Here is a 25,149-nt window from a genome sequence, read left to right on the forward strand (position 1 = left end):
TATGCTGACGACTGAACGAAAGGCCTTGATCCTTGAGGTGCTGCGCCGCGATGGTCGAATAGTCGCCAAAACATTCAGCCGGGAATTAGGCGTTTCAGAAGACACAATTCGGCGCGACTTGCGAGAACTTGCGGGCGAAGGTCATCTCTTGCGGGTGCATGGCGGAGCCCTGCCCGCTTCAGCAGCCGTTGCGGATTTTGCAACACGTGAGGACGCTACTTCGGCTGCTAAGACAATGCTCGGCAGCATTGCGGCTCGACTGATCCGACCCGGCCAGATCGTCTTCCTCGATGGCGGCACGACAAATATACAACTGGCTCGTCAATTGCCACTCGACCTCAAGGCGACCATTGTCACACATAGTCCCAATATTGCTGTTGAACTGGCACATCATCCGCTTATTGAAGTCGAGTTGATTGGCGGCCGTTTGTTCAAACATTCCATCGTTACAGTCGGCTCAGTGGCCGCGGAAGCGATCTCCCGGATTCGGACCGATGCCTATTTCATGGGTGTGACGGGCCTGCATCCGGAAACCGGCGCGACTACCGGAGACGGCGAAGAAGCCGCTATCAAAAGGCTGATCGCCCGTCAGTCCGCGGAGACGATCGTATTGGCAACCCGTGAGAAACTTGGTGTCGCGTCGCCTTATCACGTCATACCCTTGGCAGAAATCACTACCCTTGTGACCGAGCCAAATCTGCCACAAGAGATGCTGCGTCCTTTCAAATTCCAATCAATTGATATTGTTCAGGTTTGATGGATGGCATTGTCGAGCGTAACGCTACGATAACACATCGAGCGATTTCGCGAGTTCGGAAACAAGCGGTGATGGATCATCGGCCGTATATATCCCAAATTCAGCCACCGGCGCTGAGGGAAGATTGTATCGTCCGTTTATAGTCTCGCAATCCGGCGGGACCGCTTCGGAAAACAACACGCCAACGCCTAGCCCGCCCCGCAGTGCCGATAACATGGCGGGCAAGCTTTTCACGCGACAGCCAACGGTCCACGCAATACCCGCTTCAGCGAGGGAAGCGACCATTCGATCCTGCCAGGAACAGGATGTTTCAAAGAGAACGACAGGAAGCGGCCCCTCCTCGTCCACGTCGAGCAATCGGCTTGCACACCAGACCAACTGATAAGATAGGAAACTCATTGGCGGCTGGGCAAACCGGGCAGGATCCGCAACGACGATGTCGGTCTGCCCTTCGTCAAAGGATCGCGCAAGCTGTGCCGAATTGGATGAACTCAGCTCAATGTCGACCGATGGATGCTTCTGCCTGAACTGGGCAATTGCGCCCGGAAGTCGCGTGACTGCCAGATCTTCGAAGAGACCCAGCCGAATACGGCCGACCAGCTTCTTATCGACCAAGCCGCGCTGCATATCCTCGGTCAAAGCAATGACCCTGCGCGCATAAGCCAAAAAGGCTTCTCCCGCTTCGGTCAGTGAAACGCCGCGCGAGGACCGCTTGAAGAGTTCACTGTCCAGCTCTTTCTCGATCCTCTGCAATTGCATGCTGACGGCAGCCTGCGTGCGCGCAAGACGATCAGCTGCCTTGCTCACTGTGCCTGTTTCAGCCACGGCTATGAACATTCTGAGCAGCCTGAGATCGTAACTCGCCTCCATAATAAATCCTTATACCTCGCTAAGAATTATAAGGGTACACGAGGGGTGCGGCCTTTGACAATATGAAATCAGAACCAGGAAATGGAGTTTCAAATGTCCGACTATAAAGACAAACTGGCCGCTTGCGGTATCGAATGGCCAAATCTGGCCCGGCCAAACCTGCCCTTCTCGCCAACGACAAAAGTCGACAATTTTCTGTATGTTTCGGGCCAGATACCCGAAAAAGGCAGCGACATCGCTTATGTCGGGCAAGTCGGCAGCGAGATTGATATAGAAACCGCTCTCGAGAGCGCGAAACTCTGCGCAGCGAATGTCATATTCTGGGCCAATGAAGCGCTTGATGGTGATCTGGATCGCGTCGTCCGACTGGCCAAGCTTACAGTCTTTATCAATGCCGTGCCGGGATTTACCGCCTATTCGCAAATCGGCAACGGCGCTTCGCAAATTATGAATGCGGTCTTCGGTGAACACGGCGTGCATGCACGCTCTGCAATTGGCGTGGCAGGACTGCCAGCCAATGTGCCGGTCGAAGTCGAAGCCGTTTTCCATATTCGCTGATCAAAGGACCTGCAAATGTCCGTCGTGCATTTTAATCATAGCGGCGCTGGGTTGCCTTCTCCCGAAACGGTTCAGGTGATCGTAGACCATCTGCGTCTCGAGGCGGAACGCGGCCCGATGGAGGCTGGTGCGCTTGCATCGGCCTCCATCAGCAACACCTATCAAGCAGCGGCAAAGCTCTTGGGCTGCTCGCCGCAGGATATCGCTTTTGGAACCAGTCATGGCCAGCTTTACGGTAACTTGATCGCCTCGATACCGCTTTCTCCCGGCGATAAGATACTGGTCAGCCGTCAGGAATGGATTGGCAATGTTTTATGCCTGCAACGCTCTGCAGACCTGAATGGCGCATCACTTTCATTGATGGCCTCGGATGAAACAAGCGCCGTCGATCCCGTAGCGCTCGGTCAAAGCCTCTCGCCGGATGTTCGCATTGTTGCCCTGACCTGGGTTGGCGCGGGAAGCGCACTGATCAACCCTGCGGCAGCGATTGGCTCAGCAATCCGGCAAGCCGGGTCGTCAGCTTTTTTCGTCATCGACGCCAGCCAGGCAATTGGACAGATACCAATCGATGTTACCGAGTTGGGCTGCGATGCACTCATCGCGTGCGGGCGGAAATTTTTGCGCGGGCCGCGTGGAACGGCATTGGCATATATCTCGCCCCGTCTTGCAGACGCAATCGTACCACGCAGCATCGATAATGTGTCCGCCACTTTAAGCGACAGAAATGTTGTGGTGGCACAAAGCGCGCGAGCTTTTGAGTTCGGTGAGGAATCGGTGGCTCTCAAGCTCGGCCTCGGGAAAGCAATCGAACAAACTCTCGACTTGGGCGTGGACCATATCCGGCTGGAGCTCGATCAGAAAGCTGCTTTGCTTCGTCGCTCGCTTGCTGAAGTGCCAGGTGTAAAGCTGCTCGACTTGGGAGACAGCAAAGGCGCTGCCGTCACTTTTGTGATTGATGGCCTCCCATGTGGGAGCGTCAAGCAGCGTCTCGCTGATCAGGGCATCAATATCGGCATGAACGGACCGGGCTACACGCCTTACGATATGTCAATACGCGGGATTTCGGAGCTACTTCGTGCCTCCGTACATTTGAGCACCACCGATGAAGATATCGCTTTGATGGTCACGGCCGTCAGGTCGATCAGTGGCACCCGTATTTGAGTTGGAACATTAAAATGAATGACAAAAGGCAGACAGCGCTTCTTCTGGGTGGAAGCAAAGGGCTCGGATTCGGCGTTGCAGAAGCGTTAGCGAAGCAAGGTGTGAATATTGCGCTCGTCGGTAGAGACAAGGTTGCGATGCGCGCGGCGGAAGAACGCCTCGGCACATATGCGGGCTCGGTGATGTCTTTCACCAGCGATCTAACCGATCCCGTCAGTGTTTCAAGAATGATGGAGAATGTGGACAAAGCCGTTGGCAGCATCGATATCCTGCTTCTCAATGGCGGTGGTCCCGCTCCGGTGGCTGCCTCTCAATATGACGAAACCTATTGGAACACGCAGATCAGAAGCATGTTTCTCAGCCAGATAGAGGTGGCCGCTCATTATTTGCCGGCAATGCGCGCGCGCCGTTTCGGCCGGATCATCGCGGTATCCTCGACAAGTATCCGAGAACCTATTCCCAATCTGGCAGCTTCCAATGCCTTGAGATCAGCCCTTGCTGGATGGGCCAAGACGCTTGCCAGTGAAGTGGCCGGAGATGGCGTAACGGTCAATGTGGTGATGCCCGGCCGGTTTGCCACCGAGCGTACCACACGGCTGGACGCGCTGGATGCAGCTGAACGCGGCGTTGATCCAGCAGTCATCGCAGCCGTAAGCCAAAGGGAAATTCCGGTAGGACGTTACGGCACACCGGAAGAATTCGGCGAGGCCGTTGCGTTCCTGGCCAGCAAGGCAGCAAGTTACATCAATGGTGTGGCATTACCGATTGACGGTGGCCTGAGCCGCTCGATGATCTGACGCTCGTGACGATACGTGCAGGGATTTCGCGCCTCGGAGCACATGCAAAATCCCTGCGAGTATCATATCATCGAATGCCAGTTGCCTAATGGTGCTGCAGTATCTCGCCGAGAAAGGTTCGCGTGCGCGCGTGCGCCGGTGCCCGGAAGAAGGTTTCAGGGTCATTTTCCTCGATGATCTCGCCATCAGCCATGAAGATGACCCGGTCCGCCACCTGACGCGCAAAACCCATCTCATGTGTCACGCAGATCATGGTCATGCCGTCGCGAGCGAGCGACACCATTGTATCGAGAACTTCCTTGACCATTTCCGGATCCAGCGCCGAAGTTGGCTCGTCAAACAACATGGCTTTTGGTTCCATACAAAGTGCCCGCGCAATAGCAACGCGTTGCTGCTGGCCACCAGAAAGCTGTGCCGGATATTTTTCCGCCTGATCGCCGATACGCACGCGGTCGAGATATTTTCTCGCGGTCGCCTCCGCTTCAGCACGTGACAGCTTGCGCACACGCATCGGTGCAAGGATACAGTTTTCCAGAACGGTTTTATGCGGGAACAGGTTAAACTGCTGAAAGACCATGCCAACTTCACGGCGTACCGCGTCGATGGCCGTCTGGTCTTCCTTGACGGCATGACCGGCAACAACAATCTCACCGCCCTGGCTGGCTTCCAACCGGTTGATACAGCGGATCAAAGTGGATTTACCTGACCCCGAGGGACCACACAGGACAATCTTTTCACCCTTGCCGACTGTCAGGGAAACCTTCTTCAGGGCATAAAAATTGCCGTACCACTTCTCCACATCGCGCATCATGATCATCGGCTGCGCATCTGACTTTTTCTCAGTTGTCACGAGAAATTTTCCTTTCTTATCTGGAGAGGCCAGCGGCCATGCGTCGTTCGATACGCCTGCCCCACAAGGAGAGTGGCCAGCACATGGCGAAATACATCGCCCCCACAACACCGAACACGAGAAGTGGTCGGTAGATTTGATTAGAGATAATCGAACCGGCGCGGGTCAGTTCAATGAAGCCAACAATCGCGGCCAGCGATGTGCCCTTCAGAAGCTGGACAAGAAAACCAACAGTGGCCGGCAAAGATAGTTTGAATGCTTGAGGCATGATGACGTCGACCATCAGGCTGTAGCGATGAAGCCCAAGCGCGTCAGCGGCCTCGGTCTGTCCCTTCGGCCCAGCTCTCGCATGGGGATGTCATTGTGGTGGCGAGTTGCGCACCCTATACACGCAATGTTGCCGATGTGGCAAAGGTGGCCGCGAAACACGGCATTGATGTGATTGCCATCACCGACACCCGTGCGTCTCCACTCGTCGTGCCCTCAAAATATGCCTTTTTCATTCCCCATAACAGCAGCTTCTTCAGCAACAGTATGGGCGCATATATCGTCTTCTGCGAGGGACTGCTCAATCTGGTCGCGCGAGCGCTTGGCGATCAAGCAATACATGCGCTCGCAAAACGCGAAGCACTCATAGGCGACTTGGGAATAGAGAACTGATCCTCCGCTGTATCGCACCCGCCACGCCTGCCGGTTGATAAACCGGCTGAGGTCAGCCTTGCGTTTCTACCCCACAAAAGCCAGTTCATTGCGACCATTTAAAGCGCGCTGCGTCATTCTGTATTCGTTTGGATAAAGGATGGCATAGCCGAAATCACGAGATTGCTGATCGTAACGACCGCGATTGTTACCGCGCCATCTTGGCGTTTCAATTCATATCATAGTGCAATTCCCCAACAGCGCGACAGGTGCTGCTTTTACCACGCTTTCTCGGCGAAATGTCGGATCGGAATGGAAGCAACGATTGCGCTCATAGTCATTACAAGTGACCCACAATCTCAAAAGACCCTGTGAGTAGAACTGGTTTTCTCTTTTCATTCCTCTCCCTGTGAACAGTTTTTGAGAAATTATCGGCATCGAAGACTCATTATTGCATTCCAGAAATTATTCTCTATCATATTTCAATCAAAGTAATTGCATAACAATTAAATGGGAAAATGACAGTGCCAGTGATTGCGGAACTGATTGACCTAATTGGCGCGGACGCTGTGATCGTCGATGCCGCGGAGATGGCGCATGCCACCGAAGACTGGCGCGGACGATATAGCGGCGAAGCGCTTTGCGTTGCGCGCCCGGCAAACACGGAACAGGTTGCGGCTATCGTCGCCTGTTGCAATCGCCACGGCGTCGCCGTTCTGCCGCAAGGCGGCAATACTGGTCTGGTTGGCGGCTCCGTTCCCGCAAAGGATGGCCCAGCGCCCGTTATCGTCAGTCTCGACAGGATGCGCCGCATCCGTAATGTCGACCCCGTGAACAACACGATGGAAGTCGACGCAGGCTGCGTCCTGGCCAATATCCATACGGCAGCAAACGATGCCGGGCGTTATTATCCGGTCAGCCTCGGTGCTGAAGGTTCCTGCCAGATTGGCGGCACCATCGCGACCAATGCAGGCGGCACATCAGTTCTGCGTTATGGCAATACCCGCGAAAACATCCTCGGCCTCGAAGCTGTCCTGCCGGACGGTTCTGTCTGGTCCGATCTCAAGGCACTGCGCAAAAACAATTCCGGCTATGATCTGAAGCATCTGTTCATCGGCTCCGAGGGCACGCTTGGCATCATCACTGCCGCCGTCCTGAAGCTGCATCCGCAGCCGATCCGGCACGTCGTGGCCTGGGCTGGACTTTCGAGTGCTCATACCGCCGTCAAGCTCCTGACAACTGTGCAGGAGCGTTACGGCGCCAAGCTTTCCGGTTTTGAATTGATGAATCGTCTTCAACTCGATCTGGTGGTGGAAAACGTCCCGCAACGCCGATCGCCGGTTGATACGGAACATGACTGGCACCTGCTGATCGAGCTTTCCGATAGCGGTGGCGAGGATGATCTTGATGCAGCACTTGAAAGTCTGCTTGGAGAGGCTTTCGAAGATGGCTTGATTGAAAATGCCGTCATCGCCAGTAGCGAAGCCCAGCGCGCCGCCATGTGGGAAGTACGCCACAGCGTTTCCGAAGCCAATAAGAAGGCTGGCGTCGGACTGACGACGGATTGTGCCGTGCCGGTTGCGGCGACCGCAGAATTCATTGATCGCGCAAGCACTGCGGTTCTCGCTCTCGCGCCCAATGCCTCGCTCGTCATCGTTGGCCATTTGGGCGACGGCAATGTGCACTTCATTCCATTCTTCACCTTCGACGTTTGGAAATCGTTGGAAAATCGCGATGCGATTGCCGCCGATATCCGCCATGCCGTCAATGACGCCGCCTTTGCACTGGGTGGCACATTCAGCGCCGAACATGGTGTCGGGCAGGTCTCGCTTCAGGAAATGGAGCGTTACAAGACAACCACCGATCTGGCCCTGATGCGGGCAGTGAAGTCAGCGATCGATCCGAAAGGATTGTTCAACCCTGGCCGTCTCATACCGCCAGCAAGAGCGGGTACCGACACGACAGGCCAATAAAATCCTCCAGAGCCGACAGACTTGTCGGGTTCAGCATTGCTTTGAAAGGGAACGAATATGACAATCAAGAATTCCATCTGGTCACGCCGCCAGTTTCTGAAAACCGCCGCAGTAGGTGCAGTCGCTCTCGCCACGCCAGCGATCTGGACGCCATCTCGCGCCCAGAGCAAGCGCATCGTCGTGCGTGATGATGGCGGCATTTATACCAAGGCTTACGGTGCCATTTTCTACCGTCCGTTCCAGGAAGCAACCGGCATCGAAGTCGTGGGCGTTCAGGCCAATGCGGAACCGACCGCGCAAATCCGTTTGATGGTTGATGCCGGGTCCTATACCTGGGACATGGCCAAGATCAGCGAACCGACCATTCTCATGCTGACTGCTGGAGACAAGAAATATCTCGAAAAGCATGGCCTCGAAAGTGAAGCCGTCATCGCCAGCCTGCCGAAGCAGTACCTGTCGGACTATGGCGTGGGCAACAATGTTTACACCACCGTCCTTGCCTATCGCACGGACGCTTTTGAGGGCCGCGAAGCACCAAAGTCCTGGTCCGACTTCTTCAATCTGGAGAAGATTGAAGGTCGCCGCGCACTGCGCAAGCACCCGTTTGACACCATCGAACAGGCGCTGATGGCGGACGGCGTGGCTAATGCCGATGTCTACCCATGCGATCTCGACCGCGCCTTCAAGTCGCTCGACCGCATCAAGAAGGATGTTTCGGTATTCTGGACCAGTGGCGCGCAGGTTGAGCAGATGCTGATTTCCGGCGAAGTGGACATGATCCCAACCTGGGTGTCGCGTGCGCAGTCGGCCCAGTCGGGCGGTGCGCCGGTTGAAATCGTCTGGGATCAGAACATCTGGGGCCTTGATAATTGGGCAATCCTCGCCGGAACGCCGAATGCCGACGCTTGCCGGGAATTCATCAAATTCGCCTCTGATCCGAAGCGTCAGGCCCAGCTCGTCGAATATTTCGCCGCTGGCGTTACCCAGCCGGAAGCTTTCGACATCATTGATCCAAAAGTCGCGCAGAACTGCCCGACCTTCCCAGATCACATCAAGAATGGCGTCAAGATCAATGCCCAGTACTGGTACGACAATCAGGACAAGGCCATCGAACGTTATAATAGCTGGCTCTTGAGCTAACCCGAAGCAACAGGTCCGGCGCCAACCGGGCCTGCCACTTCGAGCAGATACGATGTTCGGTAAAACAAAAATTTAGAGCGCCGATCCAGCACGAATTGATCGAAACGCGCTCTAGCCCAGCGGAATTGCCATGTCTTCATCCAGCCTTACCATTCAGAAACTCGCCAAGCGCTATGGCGATTTTATCGCACTTGCCGAAACGGACCTTCTCGTCCCCGAAGGCGAGTTCCTGACCCTGCTCGGCCCATCGGGATCGGGTAAGACAACCCTTCTCAGCCTGATTGCAGGCCTCGCTCGCCCTGATAACGGCGCGGTACTGATCGGCAACGAGGATGTGACCTATAGCGCACCGCATCTGCGTGATATTGGCGTGGTGTTCCAGAACTACGCTCTGTTCCCGCATATGACCATTCTGGAGAACATCGCGTTTCCGCTGAAGATGCGCAAAGTGGCCGCCGAAGAGGCCCGCAAACGCGCGACCGAAGCGTTGGAGATGATCCGCCTTCCGCATATTGCACAGCGTTACCCGAAAGAACTTTCCGGCGGCCAACAGCAGCGCGTGGCACTGGCCCGCTGCATGGTCTACCGGCCTTCGATTATCTTGATGGACGAACCGCTCGGCGCGCTCGACAAGAAACTGCGCGAACACATGCAGCTTGAAATCAAGCGCATTCACCGTGAGCTCGGTGCAACAATCATCTATGTGACACATGATCAGGAAGAAGCGATGACGATGTCGGATCGCATCTGCTTGATGAATTCCGGCAATATCGAACAGCTCGGCACGCCAGCTGACCTTTATTTCCGGCCAAAGACGCTGTTTGTCGCCGACTTCCTCGGTGAATCGAACCTGCTGCCTGCGACGGTCGAAAAGATTGATGGTGACGAAGCGATTGTCCGCATCGGTGCCAAGGGCGTTGAGGCTTGCACGCTCAGCAACGGTCCGGTTCAGCCGTCCGCATCCATCCATGTCATGATCCGCCCGCAAAACCTTGCCGTGACGCTGGCAAGCGACGGCGAATCTTCGGCACTTCGCGCTACCGTAACCGATGTTATGGTGACGGGCAGCCTGACCAAGATTTATATGCGCGCTGAAGACGAAACCCTCCCGGAACTGGTTGCCGCTTTCCCGACGCGCATCTCCGGTCGCGCCTTCCAGATCGGCGACGTGCTGGCGCTATCCTGGCACGGCACCGACGCGGTCACCATTGCCGGTAACGGGAAGGCCTGACCATGACCGCTCTCCCAACCCGTTCCAGCAAACAGCCGATGCCGCTATGGATCAAGCAGCTGCTCATGATCGCACCGCTGATCGTGCTTTTGCTCGCATTCCTCGTCTATCCCGTCGGCAAGTTGTTGTCGTTGAGCTTTGTCGGCCGCGACGGCTTTTCGCTTGCCGCCTATCAGCAGCTTTTTGCTTCCAGCCTTTATCTCAATGTCCTTTGGATCACGCTCAAGATCTCGTTGGCGACCACCGCACTTTCCGTCTTGCTTGGTTATCCGGTGGCCTATCTGATCTCGAAGGCGGGCCCCAAGGCTAAGAGTTGGCTGATTTTCCTCGTGCTTCTGTCCTTCTGGACAAGCTTTCTGGTGCGCGCTTTCGCATGGGTGGTTATTCTTGGCCGCAATGGCGCTATCAACCAGTTCCTGCTGGCGATTGGCGTGATCGACCGTCCGGCCAACCTCATCTACAGTCTCGGCGCGGTTCTCGTCGGCATGGTCCATGCCATGCTGCCGCTCGCCGTCATGACCATGCTGTCGGTAATGGAAAACATCGACCGCAATCTGCCCCGCGCCGCCTCGACGCTTGGAGCCCGTCCAGGCTCTGCCTTCTGGACAGTCTATTTCCCGCTGTCCATGCCGGGCGTGGCAGCGGCAGCCATCATGGTTTTCGTCACCTCAATCGGTTTCTTCATCGTACCATCGCTTCTGGGTGGTCGCTTTGAAACCATGATCACCCAGCTCATCATTGATCAGGTGCAGCAGACGCTGAACTGGGGTCTGGCCGGTGCGATATCCGTGCTGCTTCTGGTGGTCGTGCTTGCGGTTTTCATCATCTATGACCGGATTTTCGGCTTCCAGAGCCTGACCGGAGAAACAGCAACCGCCAATGTGAACCGCGATACCGCCGCTCGTCGTGCCGGTGCCAGATTCCTTGCTGTCATCGGCGATATCAGTGACCGGCTAATTGCACTTTTCCCCGGCAGCCGCAAAAGCTCCGACGCGGAGAAATCACCGAAACTGCTGAGCGGTTTTGTCTGGACACTACTGATCCTCATCAGCTTGCCAGCCATCATGATGATCCCGATTTCGTTCAGTGCTTCCGGGCTCAACTGGCCGCCTTCCGGCTTTACCATGCAGTGGTATGAGCAGATGTGGAACACACCAGTCTGGTCACAGGCGCTCTGGCGGTCGCTGGTTGTGGCTTTCGGTGCCGGTATTTTGTCGATGCTGATCGGTATTCCCGCGGCCTTCCTACTGGCCCGCGCCAATATTCGCGGCAAGGCGGCAATCCTCGCCTTCGTACTGTCGCCCATCGTGGCTCCACGCATCATTATCGCGGTCGGCTTGTTCTATGTCTTCGCAGAACTCGGACTGGTCGGAACCTCCGTCGGCCTCATTATCGGCCATACGGTGGTTTGCGTGCCTTATGTGGTGATGACGATGGTTGCAGTGCTGCGCAATTATGACACGCGTCTCGATCTCGCAGCACAAAGTCTGGGCGCGAGCCCGGTCAAGAGTCTTGCCTATGTCACCTTCCCCATGCTGGCCGCAGGCATGTTCTCGGCATTTCTCTTTGCCTTCGCGACTTCCTTCGACGAACTCACAATCGCGCTGTTCTCGTCGGGCGGTTTGAATTCAACCCTGCCAAAGCAGTTCTGGGATGAAGTGACCCTTCAGGTATCACCGGTCATCGCTGCGGTATCGACATGCCTCCTTGTCTTTATCTCGGTGCTGATTTTCGTCGCCGACCGTTTGCGTCAGCGCAGCATGTCGCGCTGAACCAATTACTGAATACGCATGAAAGGACTATCCATGATCAATTCTTCCAGCCTTCGCGGCATTTTGCCTGCCCTCGTTACGCCGGTTCAAAGCGACGACACGATCGACCTGAAGGCCACCGAAGCACTTTTTGCCTGGCTCGACCAGCAAGGTGTTGACGGCGTTGTGCCGCTCGGCGGTACAGGTGAGTACGGTGCGCTTTCGCGTGGCGAACGCAACCGTTTTGTCGAGCTTTCGGCCAAGGCCATGGAAGGTAAGGGCCCGGTCGTTGCGGGCGTGCTCGACCCTGGCTATCATGACGCCATTGCTTCCGCCAAGGACTTCGCGGCGGCCGGTGCAGATGCTCTGCTGGTTATCACGCCTTACTATACCAACCCGACACAGGCTGGCATCCGCGACTATTTCCTGCGCTATGCGGACGAGTCGCCATTGCCGATCCTGCTCTACGAAATTCCGTATCGCACGCGTATCGCCATCGATCCGGAAGTCACACACGAGCTGTCTCGCCATGAACGCATCATAGGCATGAAGGCCTGCAATACCGACATGTATCACTATCTGCGTGTGGTGGCAGGCGTTGACGCTTCGTCCTTCGCAGTGCTCAGCGGCGAAGATCACCTGTTCCCACTGCATGTTGCAGCCGGTGCGACGGGCGGTATCGTCGTGACTGCAAATCTTCTGCCGCGTGTCTGGCGCAAGATGTTCGACCTGGCAAGTGAAGGCAAAACCGCCGAAGCGCTGGCATTACACCGCGATCTGATCCCGTTGATGAACCACGCATTCGCGGAAACCAATCCGGGCCCGATGAAGTCCGTTATGGATCTGATCAATGTCAACGCGCCGACCATGCTTGCACCGCTGCGCCAGCCGAAGCCCGAATTGAGCGAAGCGCTCAAGAAGGAATATGCACGTCTTCTGGACAAGTACGAAAGATCGCCTGTCGATCTTGCTTCTTGAGCAATTAGTTAGGCAAATACAGAGATGAAGTCGGGTTCAGCAACCCGACCTTTCGAGCGCAGGGCCGAACGGTCCTGCGCTTTCGCAGCAAATAGAAAATGAAAGAACCGATATGTCGATGCAGGCAGATACAGGGAAAAAGTCGGGAGAGACAGGCCGCGAGGAAGCCGATCCCAAGCGCTCGTCCCTGTTCGTCGGATCGACCGAAAAGACATTTCAGATTCTGCACGCCTTCGACGGGCCGCAGCGGCAAATGCCGCTTTCGGAAATCGCGAAACTGGCCGGGTTGGATCGCAGCGCAGCGCAGCGTCTGGTTCACACACTGGAGACGCTTGGCTTTCTGCGCCGTGTCCACAATACGCGTAACTACGCCCTGACCTCCAAGGTTCTCCAGTTCGCCTATAATTATCTTTCCGCCCATGAAGTCCTGCACAAGGCAGCCCCCTATCTGCTGGAGATCAGCCGAACGGTCGGTGAAACCGCCAACCTCCAGGAACTGGACGGGACGGAAATCGTTTATGTCGGTCGCTTTCCAGGCCAGCACCTCGTCAATGTCGACATTATGGTCGGCAGTCGCCTACCCGCCCTTTTCACGGCATCGGGAACCGTCATCCTGTCCCACCGCTCACCGGAAGAGCAGGAAGAAGTCTTCGAACGCTCCGTATTGAAGTCGCTGACGCCTTATACGGTAACGGACAAGGGCCGCTTGAAAGCCCGTATTCAGGAGGCGGCCGAAAAGGGCTATGCCATCGTGGCCAATGAAACGGTTCTCGGCGATATTTCGGTTGCCGCCGCTGTAACCGACGAACGTGGCCGCGCCGTTGCAGCCGTCAATATCGCCGCGCCGACCACAAGATGGTCGCTCGAACGCGTCGAAGCCGAATTGGCACATCACGTTCAGGTTGCCGCGACGTCGATCTCCATGTCGAAGTTTATTCGCTAGGACCAGATTAGCGTCGCTTGAACCACCTACTGTAAATCGGACATTCGTTGTGGCTCGATTATCAGTTTCGTTTAGCCAAGCGACGTTGAAGCCTTATTTGCCGAGCGCGGTATGCATCTCGTTTCAGACTGAATAGCCTTGTGCCATTACACCCAGCTTCAGCTGAGACGGTGAATAAAAGAAGTTTTCCCCGCCTCAAGATTCGTCATGCAGATGCAGCCGCCAGCAAGGCTGAGGTCAGCCATCTTCCCCATTGAACAACATCGCCATGAGTTTCTATGAGGTCGTGACGGACTTCGATTAAAACGCCGGGTAATTTCCGGCTATCAGCATGGGTCGGTACTGTGTAATCTTCGTCTGGATGGATATTATACGGTTCATTATCTCCAATCATTAAACCGGTTTCCTTCTCCAGGGCAGCGATCAAAGCACGGCCAAAGACTTTGGCTTCCCCATATAGAACGCCTGCATGCCATGGCCTTACCGTTCCGCTATAAACGGGTGTAAAACTATGCACACCGACGATGATTGTGGGTTGGCTCTGTTCGGTCCGCCAATCCAGCCTGCGCCTGACAGCATCGGCAAAAGGGCGAAACAACGTGTCGATGCGTTGCTGGCGCTCGACCTCACTAAGCCCACGGTTTCCAGGGACAGACGTAGCCTCGCTGATTTCGGGAATGGCGGAGGCCACATGTAGCGGCCGATTGCAGTCTATGACCAGACGCGAGTAATTCGTCATAAACAGCGGCGCATCGAGTGCGGCACTCAGTTGCTGGGACAGCGCGCTCACGCCGATATCCCATGCGATGTGTCGTTGCCTTTCCTCATATGACACACCCAGATCGCCAAGCGCGCGTGGTATGCGATTGGACGCATGTTCACACAGAAGCAAAAAGGGCGATGCCCCATCGGGGTTGACAACCGCATATGGCGGCGGTTCGTCAATCGCTAATAGTGGTTTCACTGGGTCATGACGCGCCGCCACCGCCGAAAATCTCGTTTCGTCTTTCATAGCCTGTCCCGTATCAATAGACAGCTGCATAGCGGCTACAAAGTTCATCAGGCGTATGCCCGGAAACGATGCTGATCTCTTTCCGTTTCATTGCCAGGTAACAATCAATGAAATCTTTTGAGAACCAACCCGTTACGGTGGTGTCTTGTTGAAGTGCCTCGAGCGCTTCTTCAAGGCTGGCAGGAAGCCTCCGGATGCCCAGTCGCTCGCGCTCTGCATCGGTCATATCGGCCGGGTCGGAATTGGTGAGCGGTGGCTGTTCAAGCTCGGCCCGGATACCCTCAAGGCCTGCCCGCAACAGAACCGCGAGTGACAGATGCGGACTCGCGCATCCGTCTGCGGCTCGAAACTCCATATTGAACTGCCGTGCCGGATTGCTTCCCGGTAGATCGAGGGTCGGACAAATCCGCAGCGTCGCCTCTCGGTTCTTTTCGCCGAGGCAGGTGTAAGCCGCACTCCAATGATGCGGCACAAGCCGCGGATAAGACAATACGGACGGTGCCGTAAAAGCTACGAGTGCGGGCAGATGCTTGATAACGCCAGCAGCAAAAGATCCGGCTATTTTCGAAAGCCTGCCGGGGCGATCAGGATCAAAAGTTACGGGATTGCCATCAAGATCGGTGAAGCTGACATGGAGATGGACACCATTGCCGACCCCATCTGCCGAAATTTTCGGAGCAAAACTAGCATGCCAGCCGAAACTGGCCGCAACTTCCCGTGTCACCGCACGAATTGTGGCCCCACGATCCGCCGCAACAAGAACGGGCGCGGGTCGGCATGTAATTTCGTATTGATTCTTGCCATATTCTGGCAGGAACATTTCCGGTTCAGCACCAGCCTCTTCCAGTGCGCGCATCAACAGGGAAGGAAACGTGCCGGTGCGACGTTGCGCACGCAAACCAAAAGCTGGCGCATCTGGCCAATCTGCACCGATGATCTGAAATTCCTGTTCAACCGCGCTCACAACACGAAGGCCGGCTTCACGTTCGTACGCCTCAATCGTCTCCTTGAGGAAAGTACGCACGCAACAATCCCACGGTGAACCGTCGAGATGGGTAATATCAGCATGGTAAAAATGCAGCGGTGTTTCGTCTGGAAGGCAAGAAACACGGACGCGGCTCTCTGCATCCGGCATCAGACGCAGGTCTCCTTTCGAGCCCCATGGATTGTCTTCGGCAATTTCGTCGAATGGTGTCAATGCCAGGTTGGCTGGCACCCAGCCCACACCCTTGCGCAAATAACTGTCGAGTTCGCTCACTGCAAAGCTGCGTCCACGTGTAATGCCACAAAGATCAGTCGTGACGATGGTAGCAAGCTCCATGAAGCTCGCATCGGCTTTCGTGCGATTATCCATCTTTTTTCCCAGAATTCGATGTCAGACCTTGAGTGCATTGAGCCGCGCGAGAACGGTCTCAGTATCGGTGATCCAGCAATAGCCAGCATAAGCGTTGAGTGCGGCTTCGTGACGTTCCTGCGTGTAGGTAGCGCAGGCATCATGCACGACCGTGACGAGATAGCCCCGGTCGGAAGCGTCACGCACCGCCATGTCGACGCATTGATCGGTGACAACGCCGGCAATGATAAGATATCGGGTGTTGAGATTGCGCAGTACGTAATCGATATTGGTCGAATTGAAGACGCCGGAAGAGGTTTTGGGTAGAACGATCTCGTTTTCAATCGGCTTCAGTGCGTCGATCACTGCCCCCTCAGGCGCGTCTTTTGGCACATGCATGTCAGACAGTTTATGATCGAGCGAACGATCACGACCATCATTTGTTAGGCTCTGGATGATCGTGTGAAGGATATTGCACTCGGCAGCGCGCGCTGCTTCGAGAATGCGCTTTTGATTGGGTACCACCAAATCGCGCAGACGGCGATGATAGTAGCTGTCAGCATCCTGCGGGTGCGTCGGATCGAGATTGGGCTCGCACCAGATGCGCTGCATATCCACCAGCAGCAGAGAGGTCATGTCCCGCTCGTAAGCGCTTTCACGACGCAAAAGATCACTGCCGAATTTTACTTCGATGGAAGCCATCGTCTTCTCCTCATGAGATCGGTCTGTCGAATGCGCTCACTTGCTTGGTTTGAGCGCGTCTTCGGTAATTGCATAGCTGCGGCGTAGTTCTTCCAGCCGCTGGATGCGTTTCAGCGATGTGGCTGAAAAGCGCGTAGTGAGAGCAGCGATCAACGCTTCAGTCTGCGCCATGGCAGGCACCATGGTGTCATAGGGTGAAGCTGTATCAACCGGTGCCGTGAGTGTGAGTGCGGCAAACTCGGCAATGGGAGAAAGCCACCGATCGGTGAATAGAATGATTTTCGCCCCTTGATCGGCGGCGTGTCGCGCAAATCGGATGGTGCCGGTTTGATATCGACGATAATCATAAACGAAGAGCGTGTCCTTGCGTCCAAGGTCAATCAGGCGATCGACCTCATCTGCTTCCGCTCCGTTGATCCAGTGTGTATCGGAACGCAGTTGTTTCATATGAGCCCACAACATGCCGGCCAACATGCCACTAAAACGCCCACCCAAACAGTGAATGCGCATACTAGTATCAGCTGCCGCATCCACGACAGCTTCAAAATCATGTGCAGGCATGGTCGACTTGGCAGTCCCCAGCGCCTGAATGCTTGCATCCAGAAAATGCTGATAGAAATTGTTCTGCCCCGGTGCAGGCTTGCGCGTATCCATCATTGAAAGAGGAGAACTCATACGCTCCTGCACTTCGCTGACAAGTGCGGCCTGAAATTCCGGATAACCGCTGAAGCCAAGCTTATTCACAAGTCGCACAACAGTTGGATCACTGACCCCGGCAACTGATGCCAAATGAGCGACCGTGTTGAGCCCCAAAGCTGGGTAATTCGACAGAAGTTCGCGTATAATTTTCAGTTCCGACCGCGTGAAATCGATAGCGCCATCGGTCAACCTGTCCCTGACACTCATGCCATTTCCCCCATCAGACAATGTGTGCGCCTTCGCATATCTGGGATCATTGACAGAAGATTGGTCGTGTAAGCATGCTGTGGCGAACCAAACAGATCTTCCGTCGCGTTGATTTCACAAATTCGGCCCTGTTGCAGCACCGTAATACGGTCACAAATCTGGCGAACGACCGGCAAGTCGTGGCTGATGAAAAGAATGGTCAGTGATAGTTGCTGCTGCAGGTCCTTCAACAAGTTTAATATCTGCGCCTGAATAGACACATCCAGCGCTGAAGTGGGCTCGTCGCAGATAAGAAAGCGCGGCCGGCTTGCTAAAGCCCGGGCAATGGAAATGCGTTGCCGCTGGCCACCGGAAAACGCATGAGGATATCGGCGGGCGGCCGTGGCATCAAGACCCACGGCATTCAATAGCTCCAGCATGATTGGTTCGGCCTGACGGCGACTGGTTGCAAGCCCGTAATGTACCATCGGCTCTGCTATAATGTCCCCAACCCGCATCTGCGAGTTAAGAGAGGAATAGGGATCCTGGAACACCATTTGCGTGTCGCGTCTGATCTGCTGACGCACCGGAAAAGGCGCAGCGAAGACATCCTGACCGCCGAAAAACATCTGGCCATGACTTGGGCGCGTCAGACCTGCGAATATACGCGCCATGGTCGACTTACCCGATCCGGACTCCCCGACCAGCCCCATCACCTCGCCCCGTCGAATGTCGAGATTGATATCATGCAGCGCCTTGAAGCCGCCTGATGCCTTGCCAAAGAACAGGCTCTTGCCGCCGTAGATCTGTTCCACGTGGCGCAACTCGACCAAAGCATCATTGATCGATGACACGGTGTCCGCATTCCCTTGCAACAACCATTGCGTGGCAATATCGATATTCTTTGGAGCACCCGCGACCGGAAACCGATCAAGTTTGACGTCGCCGCGGGGCACAACGGAGATCAGCGCACGGCTGTATTCGTGCTGGGGCTTTTCGAGAACCGCCTGCGTGTCATTCAGCTCAACGATCTCTCCCGCACGCATGACAGCCACACGGTCGGCGATCTGTGCAATGGCACCCATATCATGGGTGATGAGCATGACGGCGACACCGCGTTCCAACGCCAGCTTACGGATCAACTCCAATATCTGCGCCTGAACGGAAACATCAAGTGCTGTGGTGGGCTCATCCGCAATGATCAACTCCGGTTCAGAGCAGAGTGCAAGTGCAATAACGGCACGCTGACGCATGCCACCGGAGAATTCATGCGGCCAGTTTTTTACGCGTCGCGCGGGCTCGGGAATTCCGACCACTTCAAGCTGACGTATAGCCTCCGCCTTTGCATCCGCCTTCGACATCGGACGATGGGTCCGGATCGTATCGACCAACTGACGTTCGATGGTGAATAGTGGATTGAGACTTGTCAGCGGATCCTGAAAAATCGTTGAGATGCGCTTGCCACGCAAAGCCTGCATAGCCTTGATATTGCGTGCATCAATGATATCGCCCGAAAGTCGAACTTCACCTGCACTGATGAAGCCTGGAGCCTGCAACAGGCCGGTAATGGCCGCCCCGACAGTCGACTTTCCGGCCCCGGATTCACCGACTATGCCGAGAATTTCACCTGCGGCAATGTCGAAGCTGACATTGCGTACCGCGCTGAACGTGCCATGGCGGCTGGGAAAATCGACGCAAAGATCACGGATCGATAGAATGGAAGGCTTTGAAGAGACCATCGCTCAAACCCCTCTTGGATTGAGTGCGTCGCGCAGCCAGTCGCCAAGGACGTTGATCGCCAGTGCGAGCGCCAGAAGCGTGACCGCGGGAAATAGAAGTATCCACCATTCCCCAGCAAAGAGAAAATCCTGGCCGCTACGAATGAGCGTACCGAGCGATGGTTGGGTGGCAGGCAAGCCTGCACCAAGATAGGACAATGTTGCCTCGGTTATAATGGCGAGCGCCAAAGAGATGGTAGCAATCACCATGATAGGGCGCCGCACATTGGGCAGAATATGGCGGGCGAGAATGATGCGGGTCGGTAGCCCCATCATGAGCGCAGCCTGAACATACTCACGCTGCTTTTCCACCATCACCGCCCCGCGCACGGTACGCGCATAAGAGACCCAACCTGAAAAGCCGATTGCCAGTATAAGAACATAGACGGCCATCGTATCGCGTGCACCAGGCGGCAAGAGCGAGCGGGTCAATCCAAAAATGAGCAGTGCTGTCAGGATCGCCGGGATAGACAGTTGCACATCCGCAATGCGCATGATGATCGCATCGATGCGTCCTCCGAAATAGCCGGAGATCAATCCTAATGTGACGCCAATACTCATCGAAAGCAGGACTGCCGCCAGACCAACCAGCAAGGATACACGGGTTCCATAGAGCGTCGCAGACAGGATATCGCGGCCCTGATCGTCCGTACCCAGAATATAAAACTGGTTGGAGAACTCGTTGATGCTCCACGGCGGCGTATTGGCTGACAGCAGATCGAGCTGCGCCGGATCAAGAATGTCCTGTGGCGCCAGCAACGGCGCGCCGACGGCGGTAATCAGTATCAAAACCAGAACCACCGTTGCAAAAATCGCACCCGGTGAACGAAGATAAGCGTAGCCTATGTCCGAACGAAAGAAGCGCAGAATTGACGTCATTTTACGCCTCCCGCAACCCGCAGGCGCGGGTCGATGAGATAGTAGATGCAATCAACCACCATATTGATCGTCACGAAAATCAGAGATGTCAAAAGGAGATAGGTTGCCATGATTGGCACATCGGAAAAATTGACGGAATTAATGAAGAGAAGTCCCACACCCGGCCATTGAAATACGGTTTCCGTGACCACAGCAAAAGCAATGATCGATCCCAATTGCAGTCCCGCAACAGTCACGACCGGTACCATTGTGTTCTTCAAAGCATAGGAAAAATAGATCAGTCGCTGCGACAAGCCGCGTGCCCAAGCAAAGCGAATATAATCCGAATGCATCACCTCCAGCATTTCCGTTCGCACCAGCCGCAAGATGAGTGTCAACTGGAAGGTCGCAAGAGAGATCGCAGGCAGGATGATTGCCAGCCAGCCGGATTTCGTCAGCAGACCAGTCGTCCACCAGCCGATTTTAACTGTGTCGCCGCGTCCAAAAGCCGGTAGCCAACCGAGCCGCACCGAGAATACATAGATCAGCGCAATACTGATCAGGAAATTCGGCAGCGATACAGCAACCAGCGATCCCGTCATGGCAAGCTTCGAAAAGATGGAGCGCGGACGCAACGCAGTCAGTACACCAAGCGCGATGCCCGCCGCCATGGCTATCACAAATGAAAGTACGGCGAGTTCGAGAGTTGCTGGAAGCCGCTCGACAATCAAATCCAGTACGGGACGTCCGACGCGCGTTGAAACACCAAAGTCTCCATGCAGGATCGACACAATGAAGCGCCAGAACTGAATATAGAAGGGTTGGTCGAAGCCGAGCTCTGCGGCAAGCCGAGCGCGATCCTGCGCAGTCGCATCCTGTCCCAGCATATTTTGCAGCGGGTCGCCGATAAAGCGAAACGCGGCAAAGGACAGGAAGGCTGTGATTAACATGACTGGCACAGCCGATCCCAGTCTGCGCAGGAGGAAGGCGATCATTTGTCTACCGATATCGTCTTGACGAAGAGACTGTTGGACAGGTTCGACGTGATGTGAATTTTCTTCGCCGAAGCACGGGCCAGCATCTGCGCATGGATCGGCAAATAGAAACTCTCGTCCTGAACGACCTTCCATATCTCAGCAATCGTCGCATTGCGCTTTTCGATATTGGCTTCCGTACCCAACGTCTCGATCTTGGCATCGATCTCAGCATTGTTGAAGTTCACAGCGCTCCACGCACCGCGTCCTTCGCTGCGGGAGTGCACAAGATTGTCGAACACATATTGAGAGTCGAAGGTCGAAGCCCCCCAGCCCATCAGGTAGAAATCCGTCTTGCCATTGGCGACCATTGGAAACACTACACCGGCGGGCTGCACATCGAGATGAACCTTGATCCCAATCTTCGCCATCATGCCGACAATAGCCTGACAGATACGTTCATCGTTGACGAAACTGTCATTGGTACAATTGAGCGTAACCGAGAAACCGTCGCCATATCCGGCGTCGCTCATCAGTTGCTTGGCTTTCTCGATATTGACCTCGGGCAACTTGCCCATTTCTTCCGTATAACCGTTGATGAAAGGAGGTGCTATGGTCCCAATCGGAATGGACTCGCCCCGCATAATCGCCTTTCCAATAACACTACGATCAATTGCAATGTTCATCGCATGACGCACTCGCTTGTCAGCGAATGGATTTCCCTTCGCTTCACCGTAAGTGAGCTTGTCGGCCCCCATATTGACGCCAAAAAAGATGGTACGGTTTTCAGGTCCCCTGACCACGCGCAGTTCCGGGTTCTGTTCCAGCTTGGCAATGTCCTGCGGGGAAACGTCCTGCAGGAAATTTACCTCTCCGCTGATAAGTGCCGAAACGCGCGTGGCTGGCGACTGGATGGGCGTATATACAATGCGATCAATATCCAGAGGAAACTGGCCTATACCCCAATATTTATCATAGGCTGCCAGTTCAGTGCGACGGTCTGCTTCACGGCTGACAAGACGATAAGCCCCGGTACCATTTTCGTTACGCGCGGCATAGCTTTCTTTGCCAGCCTTGAAATCCTGCGGGGATGCAGCATCATTCTTTTCCGCCCAGGCTTTGTTCATCATGAAAATATTGACAAGATTGTTGACCAGCAGCGGGCTCGTGCCTTTGGTCTTGATCTGTATCGTATGCTCGTCCTTGGCAGTTACGCTATCGACCGCCGTCAGGAGCGAGCGTACGTTTGATGTAGGTGCCATGGCGCGCTGAAACGAAAAGATGACGTCGTCAGTTGTGAATGGCGCACCGTCATGAAAGGTAACATCCGGGCGTAGTTTGAACTCCCAAATGTCGGTCTGGTCAGGTAGCATCTTCCATTCGGTCGCCAAAACGCCAATCAATTTGCCGTCGTCAGACCGAGCCACCAGCGGCTCATAGATCTGATGGTTGAAGGCATGGGTTATACCTTCATTATAGGCGTGGGGGTCGAGCGTCTGTACATCCGACGCACGCGCCCAATTAAGCGTTTCAGCCGCCGCCGGCAGCGCTGTGGCCACCAACGCCGCCATGCCGGCGGAAGCGACGAGATAAGCGAGACGCGAGCGCTTTGTGCGCATCTGGACTGGATTGAAGAAGTTCATCACGATACGATTTCTCCGTTGACGCCAGTGGCGCCGGAAAGGAACTCTGCCGAAATTTCAAGCGCTTATGATCGCTTAGGCGACACTACACCAATCAAGAATAGCGGCAGCCATGACCTTGGTGGTCATCTTGATGGACGCCACGTCGGCCCATTCATCTGCCGCATGCTGGTTAGCACCAAATGGGCCATAACGTATGGGTTGGACGCCCGCGACCGCATAATGCGCACCGTCTGTCACACCGATAGAACCGCGCAACGCCGTTGGCTTGCCAAGGCTGGAACGTCTGTCTGTAACGATCTTGACCAACCGATGGTCAGCCGCCGTATTCATCGGTGGAAAGTGGAGATCATAGAGATCCCATTTCACGTCGATCGGATTTTCGCGCAGCCAGGGATCTGTAGCGCAAAAATGTGCAACGAACTGTTCAAAATCCGCGCGAATTTCCGCACTGGTTTCATGCGGCATGAACTTGTGATCAATATCGATGACGGCGACATCCGGCACTATGCCTGGACTTGTCATGATCATCGGCAAACCGTCCGCACCAAGGCCAGCACCGATCCGTACTGATCCCACGCCAAAATGATTGATGCCCGGAGCCATCATGGGATGACTTTTCACGCGGGCATTGGCGGCTTCATAATCGCGTAACGCGACAAGGAAGCGCGTAGCCATATCGGCAGCGCTGATGGGAGGGGCCTTACGGTTTTCCTGATGGGGCTGCGGATACATACCAGTAAACCGATAAGCCGAATGACCCTGGCGACCGCGAATGGTAATACGGAGCCACTCCAGGCCACCTTGGCTGATAAAAATCTCGTCGCCACCCGGCTCTGCGATGATAGCTGCGGGTGCCAAATATCCCGCTTTGACCATGGCTTTCGCGCCGAAACCACCAGCCTCCTCATCGACGACGGAGTGCAGTGATACCTTACCCTGAAGCGCGATACCCGCTTCTCGGATCACCCGCAGTGCTTCGATGCAGCAGGCCAAACCAGCCTTCATATCCATCGTGCCGCGACCGAGCACTTTACCGTCTCGAACATCGCCGCAAAACGGGTCGTAGCTCCACTCGCGGACATCACCGACCGGGACGACGTCGATATGACCGCACAAGATCAAATCACGGTCGCCATTACCGACTGCTTCCGTCTCAGCCAGAAGATTAGGGCGCCCCGGCAAAGCGTCAAATGTCTTTATTGCAAGGTGGCTAACAGACAGTTCGCGCGCAATCAGCGCCTGCACTTCGGCTTCACGTCCCTCTTCGGGCAGGTCCTGAAATTTTGGATTGACGGAAGGAATTCTAACCAGATCACTGGTCAATCCCACGACCCGATCTGACCGGGCATCCAACCGCGCCCAGACATCGGCGACAGCGTCCTCAACTCTCATCTGCATCGTTCCCTCCTCGCGACTTTTACCACGGCCAATTCAAAGTCAAGCCGTAGCCCGGAGAAGGCTTTTCTATGCCCTTTCATCTCCAGCGCGATTTGAAACTCAGTATGAGTATCAAGAAAATAATGTCAATAAAATTTCATTATTGATAAGAGAAATTTTAAAAGAGGATTTTATTACATTTTGGTCAACGTCCTGATTTACCAGCATTGAGCTGGGCAATCAGGTCCGAAAAGCGCTCGCCCTGAACAGCAATGTGCATGCGCAATACAGCAGAAGCGGCCGCGCTATTGCCCGACAAGATGGACTTCACAATCCGGTCATGCTCCTCAAATGAGGCTCGCATTCGATTTCGCAATCGCAACTGCAAGCGACGGTAAGGACGCAAACGGCGATGAAGCGCCTCACACTGCTCTTTCAAAAAGCCGTTATGGCTCGCGGTATAAATGGCTGCGTGGAAAACGTCATTGTCGTAATAATAGGCGTCCGGATCCTCCGCTTCAGCGGATTTGGTACAATTGAGATGCGCTTCCATGAGCGCGAGGCGGTCATCTTCCGTATGACGACGCGCCGCTTGCGCGCCAGCCATGGCCTCCAGTTCAGCCATTACTTCGAACATTTCATAAATGCGCTCTGGCGCTGGCTCCACGACTATCGCACCCCTGCGCGGGCGAATTTCAATGAGGCCAATCGCACTCAGCTGCATCAATGCTTCACGTATCGGTGTGCGCGAGACGCCAAACTGCTGAGCCAGCCGCACCTCATCCAGACGTTTTCCAGATGAGAAGCCCCCACTCAGAATTTCGTTTTCAATCTGATCGCGCAATTTCAGGACAATATTTTCTGACATGAAGCATCCTGTTCTAGGGACCCAATTCTTGTATACAATCTTATTGACTTTGCATGCAAGAGGGATAA

The 25,149-nt window shown here is 55.1% G+C and carries 23 protein-coding genes and 1 pseudogene; 11 read left to right on the plus strand and 13 right to left on the minus strand.

All coding sequences use genetic code 11. The annotated features are described in order from the left end of the window. The first annotated feature begins 1 nt into the window (after nucleotide 1). On the plus strand, nucleotides 2-757 hold the full coding sequence (locus tag ACTJKP_RS10880) for a DeoR/GlpR family DNA-binding transcription regulator (protein ID WP_440630647.1): 756 nt from the start codon (nucleotides 2-4) through the stop codon (nucleotides 755-757). 24 nt (nucleotides 758-781) lie between these two features. Here the strand turns inward: ACTJKP_RS10880 and ACTJKP_RS10885 are convergent, their stop codons facing one another. Continuing rightward, nucleotides 782-1,627, minus strand: a complete 846-nt coding sequence (locus ACTJKP_RS10885) for a LysR family transcriptional regulator (RefSeq protein WP_440630648.1) — start codon at nucleotides 1,625-1,627, stop codon at nucleotides 782-784. A gap of 93 nt (nucleotides 1,628-1,720) precedes the next feature. On the opposite strand from ACTJKP_RS10885, the gene ACTJKP_RS10890 reads away from it, so the two are divergent. Genes ACTJKP_RS10890 through ACTJKP_RS10900 form a run of 3 tightly spaced genes read left to right on the plus strand, consistent with a single transcriptional unit; the run spans nucleotide 1,721 to nucleotide 4,143 of the window. Further along, nucleotides 1,721-2,185, plus strand: coding sequence for a RidA family protein (locus ACTJKP_RS10890; protein WP_440630649.1), 465 nt, complete (start codon nucleotides 1,721-1,723; stop codon nucleotides 2,183-2,185). Between the two features lie 15 nt (nucleotides 2,186-2,200). After that, nucleotides 2,201-3,346 carry an aminotransferase class V-fold PLP-dependent enzyme gene (locus ACTJKP_RS10895; protein WP_440630650.1) on the plus strand — a complete coding sequence of 382 codons (1,146 nt, stop codon included), beginning with the start codon at nucleotides 2,201-2,203 and terminating at the stop codon, nucleotides 3,344-3,346. Nucleotides 3,347-3,360: 14 nt separating this feature from the next. After that, on the plus strand, nucleotides 3,361-4,143 hold the full coding sequence (locus ACTJKP_RS10900) for an SDR family oxidoreductase (protein ID WP_440630651.1): 783 nt from the start codon (nucleotides 3,361-3,363) through the stop codon (nucleotides 4,141-4,143). 85 nt (nucleotides 4,144-4,228) lie between these two features. On the opposite strand, the gene ACTJKP_RS10905 is transcribed toward ACTJKP_RS10900, so the two are convergent. Together ACTJKP_RS10905 and ACTJKP_RS10910 are read right to left on the minus strand one after the other, a co-directional pair. Beyond that, a complete protein-coding gene (locus ACTJKP_RS10905; protein ID WP_440630675.1) occupies nucleotides 4,229-4,960 on the minus strand; it encodes an amino acid ABC transporter ATP-binding protein in 732 nt (243 codons plus the stop codon). Between the two features lie 49 nt (nucleotides 4,961-5,009). Continuing rightward, a pseudogene (locus tag ACTJKP_RS10910) lies at nucleotides 5,010-5,339 on the minus strand (ABC transporter permease subunit); the annotation flags it as partial. A gap of 20 nt (nucleotides 5,340-5,359) precedes the next feature. Here ACTJKP_RS10910 and ACTJKP_RS10915 point away from each other — a divergent pair. The 7 genes from ACTJKP_RS10915 to ACTJKP_RS10945 all read left to right on the plus strand — a co-directional run bounded on the left by ACTJKP_RS10915 (nucleotide 5,360) and on the right by ACTJKP_RS10945 (nucleotide 13,648). Further along, nucleotides 5,360-5,653, plus strand: coding sequence for a MurR/RpiR family transcriptional regulator (locus ACTJKP_RS10915; protein WP_440630652.1), 294 nt, complete (start codon nucleotides 5,360-5,362; stop codon nucleotides 5,651-5,653). Between the two features lie 503 nt (nucleotides 5,654-6,156). Next, a complete protein-coding gene (locus tag ACTJKP_RS10920) occupies nucleotides 6,157-7,605 on the plus strand; it encodes an FAD-binding oxidoreductase (RefSeq protein WP_440630653.1) in 1,449 nt (482 codons plus the stop codon). A 57-nt stretch (nucleotides 7,606-7,662) separates the two neighbouring features. Continuing rightward, nucleotides 7,663-8,745 carry an extracellular solute-binding protein gene (locus tag ACTJKP_RS10925; protein ID WP_440630654.1) on the plus strand — a complete coding sequence of 361 codons (1,083 nt, stop codon included), beginning with the start codon at nucleotides 7,663-7,665 and terminating at the stop codon, nucleotides 8,743-8,745. 130 nt (nucleotides 8,746-8,875) lie between these two features. After that, complete coding sequence (locus tag ACTJKP_RS10930) at nucleotides 8,876-9,976, plus strand: ABC transporter ATP-binding protein (RefSeq protein ID WP_440630655.1); 1,101 nt, start codon at nucleotides 8,876-8,878, stop codon at nucleotides 9,974-9,976. A gap of 2 nt (nucleotides 9,977-9,978) precedes the next feature. After that, a complete protein-coding gene (locus tag ACTJKP_RS10935; protein WP_440630656.1) occupies nucleotides 9,979-11,748 on the plus strand; it encodes an ABC transporter permease subunit in 1,770 nt (589 codons plus the stop codon). Nucleotides 11,749-11,781: 33 nt separating this feature from the next. Next, complete coding sequence (gene dapA, locus ACTJKP_RS10940) at nucleotides 11,782-12,705, plus strand: 4-hydroxy-tetrahydrodipicolinate synthase (protein WP_078337375.1); 924 nt, start codon at nucleotides 11,782-11,784, stop codon at nucleotides 12,703-12,705. A 112-nt stretch (nucleotides 12,706-12,817) separates the two neighbouring features. Beyond that, nucleotides 12,818-13,648, plus strand: coding sequence for an IclR family transcriptional regulator (locus ACTJKP_RS10945; RefSeq protein WP_440630657.1), 831 nt, complete (start codon nucleotides 12,818-12,820; stop codon nucleotides 13,646-13,648). A 205-nt stretch (nucleotides 13,649-13,853) separates the two neighbouring features. Here the strand turns inward: ACTJKP_RS10945 and ACTJKP_RS10950 are convergent, their stop codons facing one another. The 10 genes from ACTJKP_RS10950 to ACTJKP_RS10995 form a co-directional block, all read right to left on the minus strand. Then, a complete protein-coding gene (locus ACTJKP_RS10950; RefSeq protein ID WP_440630658.1) occupies nucleotides 13,854-14,660 on the minus strand; it encodes an N-formylglutamate amidohydrolase in 807 nt (268 codons plus the stop codon). 13 nt (nucleotides 14,661-14,673) lie between these two features. Further along, entirely contained in the window at nucleotides 14,674-16,014 is a 1,341-nt protein-coding gene (locus ACTJKP_RS10955; protein ID WP_440630659.1) for a glutamine synthetase family protein, read from the minus strand. Between the two features lie 21 nt (nucleotides 16,015-16,035). After that, nucleotides 16,036-16,695, minus strand: a complete 660-nt coding sequence (locus ACTJKP_RS10960; RefSeq protein WP_440630660.1) for an isochorismatase family cysteine hydrolase — start codon at nucleotides 16,693-16,695, stop codon at nucleotides 16,036-16,038. A gap of 36 nt (nucleotides 16,696-16,731) precedes the next feature. Beyond that, on the minus strand, nucleotides 16,732-17,583 hold the full coding sequence (locus tag ACTJKP_RS10965) for a MurR/RpiR family transcriptional regulator (protein WP_440630661.1): 852 nt from the start codon (nucleotides 17,581-17,583) through the stop codon (nucleotides 16,732-16,734). Between the two features lie 14 nt (nucleotides 17,584-17,597). Then, complete coding sequence (locus ACTJKP_RS10970; protein ID WP_440630662.1) at nucleotides 17,598-19,319, minus strand: dipeptide ABC transporter ATP-binding protein; 1,722 nt, start codon at nucleotides 19,317-19,319, stop codon at nucleotides 17,598-17,600. Between the two features lie 3 nt (nucleotides 19,320-19,322). Then, a complete protein-coding gene (locus tag ACTJKP_RS10975) occupies nucleotides 19,323-20,237 on the minus strand; it encodes an ABC transporter permease (RefSeq protein ID WP_440630663.1) in 915 nt (304 codons plus the stop codon). Beyond that, nucleotides 20,234-21,211 carry an ABC transporter permease gene (locus ACTJKP_RS10980; protein WP_440630664.1) on the minus strand — a complete coding sequence of 326 codons (978 nt, stop codon included), beginning with the start codon at nucleotides 21,209-21,211 and terminating at the stop codon, nucleotides 20,234-20,236. Before ACTJKP_RS10980 ends, ACTJKP_RS10975 begins: the two co-directional genes overlap by 4 nt. Further along, a complete protein-coding gene (locus tag ACTJKP_RS10985) occupies nucleotides 21,208-22,833 on the minus strand; it encodes an ABC transporter substrate-binding protein (RefSeq protein ID WP_440630676.1) in 1,626 nt (541 codons plus the stop codon). Before ACTJKP_RS10985 ends, ACTJKP_RS10980 begins: the two co-directional genes overlap by 4 nt. Nucleotides 22,834-22,908: 75 nt before the next feature. Beyond that, on the minus strand, nucleotides 22,909-24,234 hold the full coding sequence (locus ACTJKP_RS10990; RefSeq protein WP_440630665.1) for a M20/M25/M40 family metallo-hydrolase: 1,326 nt from the start codon (nucleotides 24,232-24,234) through the stop codon (nucleotides 22,909-22,911). Between the two features lie 184 nt (nucleotides 24,235-24,418). Continuing rightward, complete coding sequence (locus ACTJKP_RS10995) at nucleotides 24,419-25,081, minus strand: GntR family transcriptional regulator (RefSeq protein ID WP_078337382.1); 663 nt, start codon at nucleotides 25,079-25,081, stop codon at nucleotides 24,419-24,421. Nucleotides 25,082-25,149 lie beyond the last annotated feature (68 nt).

Source organism: Brucella sp. 22210, from assembly GCF_052045675.1.
Taxonomy (GTDB): Bacteria; Pseudomonadota; Alphaproteobacteria; order Rhizobiales; family Rhizobiaceae; genus Brucella.